Source organism: Streptomyces tailanensis (assembly GCF_008386495.1).
In the GTDB taxonomy this organism is placed as follows: Bacteria; Actinomycetota; Actinomycetes; order Streptomycetales; family Streptomycetaceae; genus Streptomyces; species Streptomyces tailanensis.
In genome coordinates, this window is sequence record NZ_VTHJ01000084.1 from 16354 (window position 1) to 33146 (window position 16793).

A 16793-nucleotide genomic window follows, 5' to 3' on the forward strand; every position below is an offset into this window, starting at 1 on the left:
GCAGAGCGACATGGCAGAAACCGAACGTACGGGTCCGCTGACCGGCACCCAGCACTGGGTCTGGCTGCTCGACACGACGGCCCCGACCGGGCGGGAGAGATTGCCGCTGATACGAGTGAGAAGCGGCGTGCCTCCCGGGACGACCGTCGATCTGCTGACCCGGGTGCTTCGTCGGCTCATGGACCGGCACGAGGCGCTGCGCACCAGTGTGCGGCTGGGGCCCGGTGGCAGCCCAGAGCAGGTGGTGCACGCCGACGTCGAGCCGCATGTCACCCTCGTCGAGGAGGGGCGGGTGCAGAAGGTGCTGGGCGAAGCCACGGCCGGCGGAACGACGCTGCGGGCCGTCGCGCACGTCTCCGGCCACGATGTGACCGACCTGGAGTTCAGCCTTCCCGATATCTCTGTCGACCACTATTCGATCAGCGTGCTCCGCGCCGATTACGAACGCATACTCAAGGCGGAAATCACCGGTTCCGATCCCGGGTTCGGACCCGTGCGATGGCATCCGGTGGACCAGGGAATCGCCGAGTCCGAGAACGGCCCTCGCCACGCACGCGGCGCCGCGCTTGAGGCCTGGCGGCAGAGCCTGGAACGAGGCCCGCATTCGACGCTCCCGTTCCGCTGGAACAGATCGCTCTACTGGAACCGAGCCCCGAGCGACGGCGAAATGATCGAGAGCACGCTGCTCTCGCGAGAGCTGGCCGACTCGTGCGGAGCCCTGTCGGACAAGCTCGGGGTGACGGTCCCCACCACGCTCTTTGGGCTCCTCGTGGCCATCATGACGGGCTGGACCGGTAACGACTCGTGCGCCGTGGGCGTGGTCTCCTCCAACCGGTTCGAGCCGCACCTCATGAACAGCGTCGGCCGGTACTCGGACGAACTGCGTGTCGTCATCGACGTCGCCGACGACCCGCCCTTTCCTGAGATAGCGCGCCAGGCGTTCGGCGATCTGGTCTTCGCGTACACCAAGGGCCTGTTCGACGTCGGCGAGCTCGTGATGGAGGAGGCCCGCCGGTCTCTCGACGCCGGGGCGCGCTTCACCAACTCCGTCATCTACGCGTACCACGACTACCGCGACGGCCTCAGATCGCTGCCGGAGGGCTACGCGGAAGGCGGCGTGACACAGCGGACGATCGACTACCGCACGCCCAACTTCCGGCTCGACGTCACCCCCGTGGACGGCGCTCTTGAGCTGGTCCTCAGGGCGTCCGAGTCGATGCTCTCGCGGGCTGGTGCCCGGGACTTCCTGGCTCTCTTCCCGTCGCTCACCGACGCGCTGCTCGCGGATACCCAGCTGCGCGTGTCGCAACTGGCGGAACGGGTGCGTCTCGACGCGCCTTGGAACGGCCCGGGGTGGGCCAGGGTGCGGCAGTCATGGATCGACCTCAGCCATCTGAACCAGGTCGTCAGCGAGCGGACGGGTGTCGAGCGCGCCCGCGTCTTCTTCCGCCCCACAGGCGGCCCCTCCGGCCCTCCCGACCTGGTGTGCTACGTCAAACCGGGTGATCCGTCCCTCACCCCGGGGGCGCTGCGCGAGGCGCTCCGCGACGAGGTGTCTCACCATCCGTGCCTGATGGTCCCCGGCCACTTCGTGTTCTGCGACGGTGCGCCCGAGCACCCCGACGACCTCGACGGCTGGCTGCGTCAGCGGGTCCTCACACGGGGCAGCGGCGATGGCGATCCGACCGACGACGAGCCGCGCCACGACCGGGAGGAGGCCGTCGCCTCGGTTTTCCGCGCCCTGCACCCGGGCCTTACCCCCCGCATGTCCGCGACGTACGCCGAGTCGCGCGGCGAGTTCACCAAGATCCCCGCCTTCCTGCGGCACCTGGCCGAACTCGGCTATTCAGAAATCAACTTCAAGGACTTCATCGGAATGTCCTCGCTCAGGTACCTGGCCGCGCGACTTGAGCGGAAGGAACGACAATGAGCCACCCCACTGGTGGCCTCGTGGACACCGAGCCCGAGGCCCTCATCGCCAGGGCCAGGACCGGGACTCCGCTGCGGCCCCTCCTCGTGCGTCACGCGGGTGGGACCCGGCGCCTGTGGCTGAAGCTGGAGCAGGAGAACCCGACCGGCTCGATCAAGTACCGCACCGCTCTCGGGCTGCTCGCCGCCCTGTCCGGGCGGAGGCCGCTCACGCCCGGCGGCAGGGTCGTGGAGTCCACCTCGGGAAACCTCGGCCTGGCCCTCGCCCACCTGCTGCCCCGGATGGGCTGCCGGTTCCTCGCGGTCGTCGATCCCAAGGTGCCTCCCGCCGTGCAGGAGCTGATGCGCTCCTACGGCGCCGAGGTCCGCGAGGTCACCGAGCGCGACGAGCACGACGGCTATCTGCTCACCCGGCTGGCCATGGTGGCCGAACTCCGCGCCGCCGACCCCATGCTGCGGTGGACCGACCAGTACCACAGCCCGGCGGGTCCCACCGTCCACCGCGACATCACCGCGGCTGAGCTGGCCGAGCAGACAGGCGGCGGCGTGGACGCGCTCCTCGTGGCCGTCAGCACCGGCGGGACGCTCGCCGGGATCAGCGAAGGGCTGCGGGCGCGGTTACCCGGCCTCCGCGCCCTCGCCGTGGACGTGCACGGCTCACTGGCGACCGGCGGCCGGGCGCACGCCCACCTGCTCACCGGCGTCGGCGCCTCCCGGCGGTCCTCGCTGCTGCGCCCCGCCCAGTACGACCGCACGGTCCGCGTCCGCGATGTCGAGGCGTTCGCCTGCTGCCGCATGCTCAGCGAGGACACCGGACTGCGGATCGGCGGCTCGGGAGGAGCCGTCCTCGCCGCCTACCTCGGGCAGCAGGAGGACGGCCTGCGGGGGACGCGCTGCCCCGTCGCGGTCGTCGCGGACGGCGCCGACAACTACCTCACGACCTACTACGACGACACCTGGCTCGACGACAAGGGCATCGCGGAGCGCGTCCACGCCGAGATGGCCGAGGCCAGGTCGGAAGGCCTGTCCTTCGAATTCGAACAGCAGTCCGCGAGTCCCACGCGGCTTCTGGCCAGAAGGGTGGACCAGTGACCACGACCCGCCTCGCCTCCCTCACCACGCTGCCCGGCGTGCTGCGCCAGCGCGCGGAGGCCCAGCCGGACCGGCACGCCTACGCGTTCCTGAGCGGCGACGCCGACGCAGGCCCGGCCACCCTCGACTACGCTGGACTGGCCCGCCGGTCGCGTGCCGTCGCCCGCCGCCTCGTCGGCCGGTTCGCGCCCGGCGACCGGGCCATGCTGCTCTACCCACCGGGGTTCGACTACCTCGCAGGCCTGTTCGGCTGCTGGCAGGCCGGGCTGGTGGCGGTGCCGGTGTACCCGCCCGACGGGGAACGCGCCGCAGGACGGCTGGCGGCCATCGCTGCCGACGCACGGGCGTCCGTCGCCTTGACCACGAGCCTGGCCACCGCCTCCTACGACCCCCTGCCCGGCACCGCGCTCATCCTCACCGACGGCCTCACCGACGGTGACAGCGAGGACCTCCCCGAGGGCCCCGGCCCGGACGAGGAGACGGTCGCGCTGCTCCAGTACACCTCCGGGTCCACCACCAGCCCCCGGGGCGTGATGCTGACCCACGGCAACCTGATGGCCAACCTTGCCCACATCCAAAGGTGCTTCGGCCACACGCCCGGCAGCCGCGCCGTCTCCTGGCTGCCTCCCTACCACGACATGGGCCTCATCGGCGGGCTCCTCCAGCCACTGTACGGCGGGTTCCCCATCACCCTCATGGCACCCCGTACCTTCGTCCGCGACCCACTGCGCTGGCTGCGGGCCATCAGCGAGGACCGCGCGACGAGCAGCGGCGGCCCCGACTTCGCCTACGACCTCGCCGTCCGCCGCGTCACTCCCGAGCAGCGCGACAGCCTCGACCTCAGCAGCTGGACCGTGGCCTTCAGCGGCGCCGAGCCGGTGCGCGCCGCGACCATGCGCCGGTTCACCGAGTACTTCGCGCCGTCCGGCTTCCGCGCCTCGGCGTTCTACCCGTGCTACGGGCTGGCCGAGGCCACGCTGATCGTCAGCGGCGGCGACACGGCCGCGCCGCCCGTGACCGCGTCCGTGGACCGCGCCCGACTGGAACTCGGCCGCGTCGCACCGGATCCCCGTGGCTACACCGTCGTGGGATGCGGCACCTCCGTGGTGGGGCAGCAACTGCGCATCGTGGACCCCGAGACGGCCCGGGAGGTTCCGCCCGGCACGGTCGGCGAGGTGTGGGTATCCGGCGCGAGCGTGGCGCAGGGTTACTGGGAACGGCCGGAGGACACCGCCCGCACGTTCCGGGCGCACCTCGCACCCACCGGAGAGGGCCCCTTCCTGCGCACCGGCGACCTTGGTTACCTCGGCGACGGCGGCGAACTGTTCGTCACCGGGCGGCTCAAGGACCTCATCACCATCAGGGGCCGCAACTGCCACCCGGAGGACATCGAGTTCACCGCGGTCGGCGCCCATCCCGCGCTGCGGCCCGCCGCCGGCGCCGCGTTCTCGATCACGGAAGGCGACGAGGAGCGGCTCTTCATCGTGCACGAGATCGCTGGGCGCCAAGCGAGGGACGCGGACCTCACCGCCGTGGCCCGCGCCGTCCGCGAGCGCGTCGCGGCGGCCCACTCGCTCCAGGCGCACGCTGTGGTCCTGGTGCGGCCGGGCGGCGTTCCCCGCACCACCAGCGGCAAGGTGCAGCGTCGCCTGTGCCGCGAGCGGCTGCGGGACGGCACGCTGCCCGTCGTGCTGCGGGACGAGCGTGAGGCCGCCGCACCCGCCGTACCCGCCGTGACCCGGGACCAGCTGCTCGCCGCCGACGCGAAGCGGCGGGCGGTGCTGGCCGGCGCGTACGTCCACGCCCTCGCGGCCCGGCTGTTGCGCGTGGACCCCGCGTCGCTGCGGCCGGACCGCCCGCTGACCGAGCACGGCATGGACTCGGTGGCGGGCCTGGAACTGGCGCACCAGATCGAACGGGACACCGGGGTCGTCCTGCCCGCGTCCGCCGTGCCGCGGGGCGACGGCATCGCGGCGCTCACCGGGCTGGTCCTCGCCGGGCTCGCCGACGCGCCGGCTGATGAGCCCCGGGACGAGGCCGCCGCCGGGCAGGACCGCCGTTACCCGGCAGATGAGTACCCGCTCTCCCACGGCCAGCGGGCGATGTGGGCCCTGCACCAGATGGCGGACGGCGACGGCACGTACAACGCGGCGACCGCCGTGCGGATCGAGGCGGAGCTCGACGGGGACGCGCTGCGCGAGGCCTTCGGCCGGCTCATCGAGCGCCATGCTGTGCTGCGCACCACCTACTCCTCTGTCGGCGGCTCCCCGGTCCAGGTGCGGCACGACACCGTCGACGACTGGTTCCGCCACGAGACCGGCGTCGCCGCGGACACGCTGCGGGACAGGCTCGCCGAGGAAGCCGCGCGCGGCTTCGACCTGGACTGGGGCCCGGTGGTGCGCGTCCACCTGTTCACCCTGTCGGCTCGGACGCACGTCCTGCTGCTGGTGGCCCATCACGTAGCCGTGGACTTCTGGTCGTTCGAGGTGCTGCTGAGGGAACTCGGCGACCGTTACGAGGAGGTCCGCTCCGAAACCTCCGGCCCCGGGCCCGCCGCCGACTTCCTCGACCACGTGGACGGGCAGTCCCGGCTGCTGGCGGGGCCCGCCGGCGAGCGGATGTGGGAGTACTGGCGCACCCGCCTGGCCGGGCCGCTGCCAGTGCTGGCCCTGCCCACCGACAGGCCCCGGTCCGCCGTGCGCCAGCACCGGGGTGCCGCCCACCAGACCGTCATCGGCCCGGAGACGGCCGCCCGTGTGGCGCGGCTCGCCGCGATCGAGGAAACCACGCCGTTCACCGTGCTCCTCGCCGGCTACCAGGCCCTGTTGCACCGGTACTCCTCCGACGAGGACGTCATCGTCGGCGTGCCCATGGCCGGACGCGGCAGGGAGGCACTCTCCGGCCTCGTCGGCTACGTGTCCAACACGGTGCCGATCCGCACCGGCTTCGCCGGGCGGCCGACCTTCACCGCGCTGGTCCGGCAGGCCAGAGAGGCGGTGCTCGGTGCCGCCGAGCACCAGGAGTACCCCTTCTCGCTGCTGGCGGAGCGGTTGGGGGTGCCGCGCGACGCCAGTCAGTCCCCGGTCTTCCAGACGACGTTCACTTACCATGCCGACCGGGGCGGCGGGCTCGCGGCGATGGCGCTGGGCTTGGCAGGCGTGAGGGGACAGCTCGGGAGCCTGCCCGTGACGTCGGTGGGCGTCGACCGCCGGGTCACGCAGTTCGACCTCGCCCTCACCGTGGCCGAGACGGAAGCGGGCCTCGCCTGCCAGTGGTCCTACAGTACGGCCCTGTTCGACGAGGCCACCGTCGCGCGCGTCGCCGAGCACTTCGAGGTCCTGCTGCGCGAGGCGACGGCAGCCCCGGACCGTCCGGTGGCCTGGCTGCCGTTGCGCACGGCCGGCGAGGAACGGCTGCTCGCCCCCCGCCCGGCCCTGCCCCCGGCCCCTGACAGGCCCGGGCAGACGGTCCAGGCGATGCTTGCCTTCCAGGCCGCGCGGAGCCCCGCCGCCGTGGCGGTCACCGACGGTGAGACGGCACTCAGCTACCGGGAGCTCGACCAGCGGGTGGCGCGGCTCGCCGGCCGTTTCCGCGCGCTCGGGGTGCGGCCCGAGTCCGTCGTCGCGCTGCTGATGCCAGCCGGCATCGACTACGTGGTGGCGCTGCTCGCCGCGGGCCGGGCGGGCGCCGCCTATCTGCCGCTCGATCCCGCCTATCCCACGGCACGGCTGGAGTTCATGATCCGCGACGCGTCCGCCGCGCTCGTTGTCACCGCCGGCCCGGCGGGCGAGGTGCCGGCGGGCGAGGTGCCGGTGTGCGACCTGTCGGCTGCCGACGCGGCCGACGGGGCACCGCCCGGCGGGACCGCCGCGGCACCCGGTTCTCTCGCCTGCGTCCTGTACACCTCGGGAACAACGGGCCGGCCGAAGGGCGTGCAGGTCACGCATGCCGGGCTCGCGGCCCAGGTGCGGGCCCTCCAGGCCGAGTTCGGGCTGCGGCCGGGGGACAGGCAGCTCGTCGTGCAGTCGTTCGCCTTCGCGGCCTCGATGCGGCAGCTCTTCGTACCGCTGTGCCACGGTGCCACGGTGGTGCTCGCTCCGGCGGAGCACGTTGCCGACGTGCCCGCGCTGTTCGACTTCGCGCGGCGGCAGGGCGCGACGGTGATGTCGGCCAACCCCTCGTACTGGCAGCACTGTGCCGACGCCCTGGACACCATGGGGCCCGGGCGAGCGGCCGGGCTCCGGGACACCTTCCGCCTGCTGATGGCGGCGAGCGAACCGATGCCCTCCGGCCTGCCCCAGCGATGGCTGGACGGACTGCGCCCGGACGCGGCGTTCCTCAATATGCTCGGCCACACCGAGGTGTCAGGGATCGCCACGATGTACCCCGTTCCTTCCGGCCGGCACGCCGGGGACACGGGGGAGGGCGGGGGCGGCCGGACGACGCTGGTCGGCCGGCCGCTGGCCGGGTCCCGCGTCCACGTGCTGGACCGCCACCTCGCCCCTGTGCCGCTCGGCGTACCGGGGGAGCTGTACCTCAGCGGCCCGTCCCTGTCCCGGGGTTACCGGAACAGGCCAGGGCTGACGGTCGAGCGGTTCGTCCCCGACCCCTTCGCGACCGAGCCCGGTGCCCGCATGTACCGCACGGGCGACATCGTCCGCCATCGGGCCGACGGCGACCTGGAGCACCTGGGCAGGGCCGACGACCAGATCAAGGTGCGCGGTTTCCGGATCGAGCCCGGGGAGATCGAAACGGAGCTCGAACGCCACGCCGCGGTCCGGGGCGCCGCCGTGGTCGGCCGCCCGGACGCCACGGGACAGACCCGCGTCGTCGCCTACGTGGTGTCCGCGGACGGAACCGAGCCCACCGCGACCGAGCTCCGCGGCCACCTGCGGTCGAGGCTGCCCGAACATCTGGTGCCGTCGCTGTTCGTCACGCTGCCCGAGCTGCCACGGAACCCCAACGGCAAGTTGGACCGCCGCGCGCTTCCGGAGCCGCCGGCCGATCGGCCCCGGCTCGACAAGGACTTCGTCTCTCCCCGCTCCCGGGTCGAAACGCGGCTGGCCGAGATCTGGGCGGGCGTGCTCGGCATCGAACGGATCGGTCTGCACGACAACTTCTTCGACCTGGGCGGCACCTCGCTCACCCTGCTCAAGGCGCACCAGCTCATCTGCGCCGAGTTCGGAGTCACGCTCCCCGTCACCACGCTGTTCCAGAAGCCGACGCTCCACGACCTGGCAGCGCACCTGGCCGAGGGCGACGACGGCCCGTCCGACCGGGTGGAACAGAGCCGGGCCAACGCGGCGCGCCGCAGGCAGCTGACCGACGCGGTCCGGGCCCGGCGGCGCGGAGGGCGGTCATGACCGGACACGGAAACGAGAGTGAGGAGGCGCAGGTGAACCCGAGCGACATCGCCATCGTGGGCATGGCCATCCGGTGCCCGGGGGCGGCGAACCTGGGCGAGTTCTGGGACAATCTGGTCAACGGCGCGGAGTCGATCTCCTTCTTCGAGTCGGAAGAACTGGAGCCGTCGGCGTTCTTCCCCGTCGACCCGGGCCATCCGGACTTCGTGCCCGCCGCCGGCATCGTGCCGGACATCGACATGTTCGACGCCGGCTTCTTCGGCATCCCCCGCGCCGAGGCCGAGGTGATGGACCCGCAGCACCGGCTGTTTCTCGAATGCGCCTGGGAGGCGATGGAGGACGCGGGCCACGATCTCACCCACTACGACGGCAACGTTTCGATCTACGCCGGCTCGGCCAGCAGCACCTACGCCCTGACGATGATGCCGCGCGCCGGTACCCGGCTGCGGAGCTACCAGGGGCTGGTGGGGAACGACAAGGACTACCTGGCGACCCGCGTCTCCTACAAGCTGAACCTCTCGGGCGAGGCCATCACCGTCCAGACGGCCTGCTCGACGTCACTGGTCGCCGTCCACCTCGCCTGCCAGAGCATCCTGACCGGACAGTCCGACGTCGCCCTGGCGGGCGGAGTATCGCTCCAGCCGTACCAGAAGACCGGCTACCTCTATGTGGACGACGCGATCTTCTCGCGCGATGGGCACTGCCGGGCGTTCGACAAGTCCGCCGAGGGCACGGTCTTCAGCAACGGGCTCGGACTTGTCGTGCTGAAACGGCTTTCCGACGCGGTGCGCGACCGCGACCGGGTCTATGCGGTCATCAGGGGCTCGTTCGTCAACAACGACGCCAGCGCCAAGGTGAGTTACACGGCACCCAGCGTGGACGCGCAAGCCGCGGTGATCGCAGGCGCGCTGGAGTTCGCCGACGTCCCGGCCAGTACGATCGGGTACGTCGAGACGCACGGCACCGGCACCACGCTGGGCGACCCGATCGAGATCGCCGCGCTCACGCAGGCGTTCAGACAGAGCACGGACGACAGGCAGTTCTGCGCCATCGGCTCCGTCAAGACGAACATCGGGCACCTCAACACCGTCGCCGGAGTGGCGGGGCTGATCAAGACCGCCCTTGTCCTGCACCACAAGAAGATCCCGGCCAGCCTCAACTTCGAGGAGCCCAACCCACAGATCCCCTTCGAGGGCAGCCCCTTCTACGTCAACACCCAGCTGCGGGACTTCGTCAGCCGCCAGGGCCCCCGCCGCGCGGGCGTCAGCGCGTTCGGCATCGGCGGCACCAACGCGCACGTCGTGCTGGAGGAGGCCCCGGCGCCGTGTCCGGAGCGGCCCGGGCGGCCAGGCGGCGCCCACCTGCTGACCGTCTCGGCCAGGACACCGTCGGCGCTGCGGGCGCTGGCCGGGCGTCACCACGACCGGCTCGCCGGCTGTCCGGAGGACGCCGTCGCCGACTACTGCTTCACGGCCGCCGCGGGCCGGGCACACCAGCCGCACCGGCTGGCCATGGCGGCGGGGTCGGCGGCCGGACTGCGAGAGGCGCTGCGCCGGTACCGGGACGGGGAGGACCTCGGCGAGGGCGCTTCAGCCGGTGAGGCGCGGGAAAACCCCGTGATCGTCATGCAGTTCACCGGTCATGGCGTCCCGTACCCGGGCATGGGTGCAGGGCTCTACCGGACGCACCGCGCCTACCAGGAGACGCTGGACGAGTGCCAGGAGCACCTGCGGCCCTACCTGGAGCGCCCGCTGCTCGACTATCTCGACCCGCACGACAAGGCCGCGGCACACCTGCACGACGTGCGTATCGCCCAACCCGTGTTCTTCGCCGTGCAGTACGCCCTGGCCCGGCAGTGGGAGGCGTGGGACGTCCGGCCAGGCGCGGTCATCGGACACAGCCTCGGGGAGTACGTGGCGGCCTGTGTCGCGGGGGTCTTCTCGCCCGCCGACGGCCTGCGCCTGGCCGCCGAGCGCGGCAGGCTGCTGAGCGAGCTGCCCGACGCGGGCCTCATGGCCGCCGTCGCCGCGCCTGAGGACGAGGTGCTGGCGGCGCTCGAATCGCACCGCGACCAGGTGTCGGTGGCGGCCGTCAACGCCGCCGACCGCGTCGTCATTTCCGGCGCGCGCGAGGCCGTCCTCGCGATCAGTGCCGCGTTCAAGGAGCGGGGGACGCGCGTCAGGCGGCTGGAGATGCCCTCGCCGTTCCACTCGCCGCTCATCGAGCCGATGCTGCCGGAGTTCCGGAAGGTGCTCGAATCCGTCCGCTACGCGACGCCGCGCGTGCCGCTCGTCTCCTGCACCACCGGCGGGCAGGTGCCCGCGTCCGAGCCGCTCGGTCCCGGCCATTGGCTCGCCCACCTGCGCCGGCCCGTGCGGTTCGCCGACGGCCTCGCGACGCTCGCCCGCCAGGGCTGCGCGGTTTTCCTCGAGGTGGGCACACGACCCACGCTGAGTCGCCTCGGGCCCCGGGCGGTGCCCGGCGCCGGCCTCACCTGGGTGCCGGGCCTTGACCCGGACACCGACGACCAGCACGCGGTCGCGGCGGCGCTCGGGGCCCTGTACACACGTGGCGCGGACGTCGACTGGTCCATTGTCGCGGACGGCCCACGGCAGCGCGTCACCCTGCCCACCTACCCTTTCGAGCGGCAGCGGTACTGGATGGACGATGCCGCGCCCGAGCTCGCGCGGCCCGCCGTTTCCACCGCGCCCCGGCGGCCCGAGGCCGATGGCGCCGGGCACGGCGCGCGCGACGAGGCCGCGATCACCCGCCGTCTCCGCGCGGACGTCGCCCAGCTGCTGCGCACGGAGCCCGAGGCGGTCGACCCGAAGGCCAAGCTGCTGGAGGCGGGGCTCGACTCCCTGGCGATGATCGAGATAGCGCAGGTGGTCCGCGAGGAATACGAGGTGCGCCTGACGGTGCGCCAGCTGATGTCCGATCTGCCGACGCTGGCCTCTGTCGCCTCGTTCGTCGCACGCCACCAGCGGGCCGTCGAGCGGCCCCCGGCGCCCGAGGCGCCGTCCGTCCCGCCCAGCCCGGAGCCCGCCACCCCCGGTCCTGACGGCGCCGACCCGGCGCGCCCCGAGCCGTTCGTGCCCTACCGGCCGATCACCGTGGCCGACGATGCCGGCTCTGGCGGACAGCGGGAGCTGGCCGAGTTCGTCGCGTCCTACGTCGCCCGCACGGCGGGATCGAAGCGCCTCGCCGCCCGCCACCGCCCCACGCTCGCGGACAACGACAACCGCGTGCTGTCCGACTTCCGCATGTCGGTCAAGGAGATGCTCTACCCCATCGTCGCCGAACGGTCCCGGGGCTCACGGATCTGGGACGTGGACGGCAACGAGTACATCGACGTGATGATGGGCTACGGCGTCAACCTCTTCGGCCATTCACCCGCCTTCGTCACCGACGCCATCAGGGAGCAGCTCGACCGGGGCGTGCACCTCGGCGCCCAGTCCCCCCTCGCCGGAGAGGTCGCCGCCTTGCTGTGCGCGCAGACCGGGATGGCCAGGGCCGCCTTCTGCAACTCGGGAAGCGAGGCGGTGATGACGGCGCTCCGCCTGGCGCGGGCCGCCACCGGCCGCGCCCTGGTCGTCATGTTCGCCGGCTCCTACCACGGCGTCTTCGACGGCACCTTGGGCAGGCGCCAGCAGCTGCGGCCCGACGCGCCCACCACGCCCATCGCCCCTGGCGTGCCGCAACACATGGTTGACGACCTGCTGGTGCTCGACTACGACGATCCCGGATCGCTCGACGTCATCGCCGCCCGGGGGCACGAACTCGCCGCTGTGCTGGTCGAACCGGTCCAGAGCCGCCGCCCCGACGTGCGGCCCGCCGCTTTCCTGCGGCGGCTCCGGGAGCTGACCGAGAAGTCGGGGACGGCCCTTGTCTTCGACGAGGTGATCACCGGCTTCCGGCCACACCCGGGCGGAGCTCAAGCGCTGTTCGGCGTGCGCGCCGACATCGCCACGTACGGCAAAGTCATCGGCGGCGGCCTGCCGATCGGGGCCGTGGCGGGCGACACGCGTTTCCTCGACGCGATCGACGGCGGCGCCTGGCGCTACGGAGACGACTCCTACCCCGCGGCCGACACCACCTTCTTCGCGGGCACGTTCTGCAAGCACCCGCTGGCCATGGCCGGCGCGCATGCGACGCTCACGGAACTGGCCCGGCGCGGCCCGGGATTCCAGGAGGAGCTGAACCGCAGGACCACCGCGATGACCGACCGTCTCAACGACGTCTTCGAGGCCGAGGGCGTGCCGGTCAGCGCGGTGCACTTCGGCTCGCTCTTCCGCTTCGCGTCCCGCCAGGACATCCACCTCCTCTACCACCAGCTGGTCCACCGCGGCATCCACCTGCGGGAGGGCCACAACGCCTTCCTGTCAGCAGCCCACACCGACGAGGACGTCGACCGCGTGGTGACGGCGGTGCAGGAGAGCGTGGCCGCGCTCCGGGCGATGGGACGCTTGCCCTCGTCCCCTTCGGACGGCGCCTTCCCCGTCACCGGCGGCCAGCGGCCGCTGCTGTCGCTGGCGGCCCTCGACCCGGAGGGCTCGGCGGCCTATCACCAGACGAGCGCGCTGCGGCTCACCGGGCCGCTGGACACGGCTGCGCTCAGCCGTGTGCTGCGGCGGGTCGTGGACCGCCACGAGGCGCTGCGCACCGTCTTCGACGCCGAGCACGGCACCCAGCGCGTCGTGCGGCGACCGGTCCTCGGCCTGCCGGTGACCGAGCGTCGGGGGGCCGGTGCCGTCACCGGCGACCTGCTCGCCGGGATCGCCGCCGAGGAGCGTAGGCCGTTCGACCTGGCGCGTGGCCCGCTGCTGCGGTCGCGCCTCGTCCGACTCGACGAGGACAGCCACCTGTTCGTGCTCACGGCCCATCACATCGCGGCGGACGGCTGGTCGCTCGGCCTCCTGCTGGCGGAGATCGCCGAGTCCTACGCCGCCGAGCGGCGAGGCGAGGACGACGGCCGCCCCCGGCCCGTCACGTTCCGCCAGTACGCGTCCTGGCTGGACCACCAGCTCACCGACCCCCGGCACGAGGCGTACTGGGCGGAACAGCTGCGTGCCCCGGTCCCGGTGCTTGACCTGCCCACCGACCACCAGCGCCCTGCGGTGCGTACCTTCCGCGGCGCACGGCACAGGGTCACCGTGGAAGCCGAGCTGCTGGGCCGGCTGCGCCAGGTGGCCACCCGCTGCGGCGGCACGCCGTTCATGCTGCTGCTGTCGGCGTACCAGGCGTTGCTCCACCGCCTCACCGGGCAGGACGATTTCATCGTCGGCATCCCGGTGGCGGGGAGGACCATGCCGGGCTCGGATCGGATGGTGGGGCATTGCACCAACCTTCTGCCGCTCAGGTCCCGGCTCGACGGCCGGACGCCGTTCGATGAGCTGCTTGCCCGGTGCCGCGAGGACCTGCTCGACGCCTACGAGCACCAGGATTTCCCCCTGAGCGCGATGACCGAACGGTTCGGGATCACGCTGGACCCGGCGCGCTCACCGCTTGTCGAGGCAGTGTTCAACCTCGACCGGCCCACCGTCCTTCCCCGGCTGGCCGATGTGGACGCCGAGCGGGTTGCCCTGCCCGTCACACACGCGCAGTTCGACCTGGCGCTCAACGCCGTCGAGGAGGACGGCCGCCTGGTGCTCGACTTCGACTACCGCGCGGACCTGTACGACGCCGGGACGATCGAGTGGTGGGCCCGCCACTACGTCAACCTGCTCAGGGACGTGGCTGAGCGGCCGGGCACCCCGCTGGCGGGGCTCGCGCTGCTGACCGGGGCGGAGCGCGACCGGGTGCTGCGCCAGTGGAACCACACGGACCGCGCGACGGGGGAACCGGCCTGCCTGCACGAGCTGTTCACCGCCCAGGCGGAGCGGACGCCGGACGCCGTCTGCGTCACCCACGGAGAGCGCGGGCTGACCTACCGGGAGGTGGACCGCCGTTCCGGCCAGCTCGGCCGTCTGCTGCGCGACCGGGGCGTGCGCGCCGACGACGTGGTGGCCGTGGTCGCCGGCCGGTCGGCCACCACGCTGGTCGCGATCCTCGGCGTCCTCAAGGCCGGCGCCGCCTGGCTGCCGCTCGACCCGGCCCACCCGGCGCCCCGGCTCGCCGGGACGCTCGGCGACTCCGGCGCGCGGCTGGTGCTTACCGAGGAGCGCCACACCGGTGTCCTGACCGCCACCGACCTGCCCGTGGTCGTCCTGGACGAGTCGTGGTCCGCGCTCGCCGGTGTGGACGACGCGCCACTGCCCAGCGTGACGTACCCCGCCGGCGCGGCGTACGTGCTGTACACCTCGGGCTCGGAAGGGGCGCAGAAGGGGGTGGTCGGCACCCACGAGGCGTTGGTGAACCGACTGCGCTGGATGTGGAAGGCCTACCCCTACGCTCCCGGCGAGGTGGCCTGCCAGCGGGTGGCCGGTACGTTCGTGGACGCGGCGGCGGAGCTGTTCGGGCCGCTGCTCGCGGGTGTCGGACTCGTGGTGTTCGACGACGAGATGGCGGCCGACGCCTCGCGACTCGTCCACGCGCTGCGCGAGGAGCGGGTCACCCGCCTCGTCGTCGTGCCCTCGCTGCTGCGGGTACTGCTCCTGGCGCTGGAGGGCTCGGGACAGAGCCTGCCCGCGCTGCGGTACGTGACGGTGAGCGGCGAGACGATGCCACCCGACCTGCTGGCACGCTTCCGCGAACTCCTGCCCCACACCCGGCTGCTGAACCTGTACGGCTGCACCGAGGTAGCAGCGGACGCCACCTGGCACGACGCCGGCACTGCCGCCTCCCCGGGGGCGCCGACCGGCGATCCCGCCGAGAGTGTGCCGATCGGACGGCCCCTCACCGGGGTGCGGGTGTACCTGCTCGATGGTGCCGGAAGCCTGGTGCCCGTCGGCGCGCCGGGCGAGATCCACGTGGGCGGAGCGGGCCTGGCGCGCGGCTATCTGAACGACCCGGCCCGCACCGCCGAGCGGTTCGTGCCCGATCCCTTCTCCACCGAGCCGGGCGCACGCCTGTACCGCACCGGGGACCTGGCGCGCTACCGGGCGGACGGGACGCTGGAGTTCCTCGGCCGCGCCGATGCTCAGGTGAAGGTGCGCGGCGTACGGGTGGAGCCCACGGAGATCGAGGCCGCGCTCGTGCGGCACCCGAAGGTACGGGCCGTCGCCGTCGTCGCCGCCCCGGCCGGGGAGGAACGGCGTCTGGTGGCCCACGTCGTCGCCGAGGACGGGACGGAGAGCGACGAGCTGCGGTGGTTCCTCGTCGAACGGCTCCCGGCGGCGCTGCTGCCCTCCGCGTACGTGTTCACCGATGCGTTGCCCCTCACCTCCAGTGGCAAGATCGCCCGTCGCGAGCTGGCGGCGGCTTTCGGTGAGCCGCTCACCGAGAAGGCGCGGGAGCCGCGCACGGAGACGGAACGGCGGCTGCGGGATGTCTGGGCGGAGGAGCTGGACATCCCGGAAATTCCGCTGGCCTCCAGCCTCTTCGATCTGGGCGGCAGCTCCCTCACCGCGATGCGCCTGGCCCTGCGGATCCAGGCCGTGTGCGGCATCGCCATCGACGCGCGCGAATTGTTCACGGCGCCCTCCGTGGCGGCCATGGCGGCGCTCGTGGACGAGCGGGCGGGATCGGCCCTCGCCCCCATCTCCCGGCTCGCCGGATCCGGCCCCGCGCCGCTGTCGTTCGCGCAGCAGCGGCTGTGGTTCCTTCAGCACTACCAGCCGGACAGCTCCGCGCTGAACCTGCCGTACGCGCTGCGGCTGCGCGGCCCGCTGGACGCCGGGGCGTTGGAGCGCGCCCTGAGCGCGGCGGTCGCCCGGCACGACATCCTGCGCACCTCCTTCCCCGTGAGGGACGGGCAGCCGGTGGAGGCGGTCGCAGAGCCCCGCCCTGTCGACCTGTCCGTCACCGATCTGAGCGGACTGCCGCCGGCCGAGCGGTCCGCGACGGCGCTGCGGCTCGCCCGGGCCGAGGCATGCTGTCCCTTCGACCTGGCGGCCGGGCCCGCGCTGCGCACACGGCTGCTGCGGCTGAGTGCGGACGAGCATCTGCTCGTCGTCGTCCTGCACCACGTGGTGGCCGACGGCTGGTCGCTGCGCGTCCTCGTCGATGACATCGCCCGCGGCTATGCGGACGGCGACGCTGTGCTGCCGGCCCCGCCCGTGCGGTACGCCGACTACGCGGTCTGGCAGCGGGAGACGCTGACGGACGAGCGGCTGGCGGAGGGCCTGTCGTATTGGCGCGGGGAGCTGGCCGGTGCTCCGGCGCTGCTCGAACTGCCCTCAGACCGGCCCCGTTCGCCCGGAGCCACGGCCCCGGCCGGGATCCGCGAGGTCGTCATTCCTCGCGAGTTGTCGGAGGAGGTGCGGGTGTTGGCGCGTGGTGAGCGGGTGACGGTGTTCATGGTGTTGCTGG

General features: G+C 72.8%; 4 protein-coding genes. All 4 read left to right on the forward strand.

The window, feature by feature from the left end; translation table 11 throughout:
* Window positions 1-10 precede the first annotated feature (10 nt).
* Window positions 11-1930, forward strand: a complete 1920-nt coding sequence (locus F3T56_RS40990; RefSeq protein ID WP_149830552.1) for a condensation domain-containing protein — start codon at window positions 11-13, stop codon at window positions 1928-1930.
* Complete coding sequence (locus F3T56_RS40995; protein ID WP_149830553.1) at window positions 1927-3021, forward strand: pyridoxal-phosphate dependent enzyme; 1095 nt, start codon at window positions 1927-1929, stop codon at window positions 3019-3021. Before F3T56_RS40990 ends, F3T56_RS40995 begins: the two co-directional genes overlap by 4 nt.
* A complete protein-coding gene (locus tag F3T56_RS41000) occupies window positions 3018-8384 on the forward strand; it encodes a non-ribosomal peptide synthetase (RefSeq protein ID WP_149830554.1) in 5367 nt (1788 codons plus the stop codon). Before F3T56_RS40995 ends, F3T56_RS41000 begins: the two co-directional genes overlap by 4 nt.
* A partial coding sequence (locus F3T56_RS41005; protein ID WP_149830555.1) for a non-ribosomal peptide synthetase/type I polyketide synthase occupies window positions 8381-16793 on the forward strand: 8413 nt, incomplete at its 3' end. The genes F3T56_RS41000 and F3T56_RS41005, both read left to right, overlap by 4 nt.

Excerpts from the sequence above, each read along its gene's own strand:
- F3T56_RS40995 (WP_149830553.1), top strand. The coding sequence starts at position 1,927 with ATGAGCCACCCCACTGGTGGCCTCGTGGACACCGAGCCCGAGGCCCTC.
- F3T56_RS40990 (WP_149830552.1), top strand. The coding sequence starts at position 11 with ATGGCAGAAACCGAACGTACGGGTCCGCTGACCGGCACCCAGCACTGG.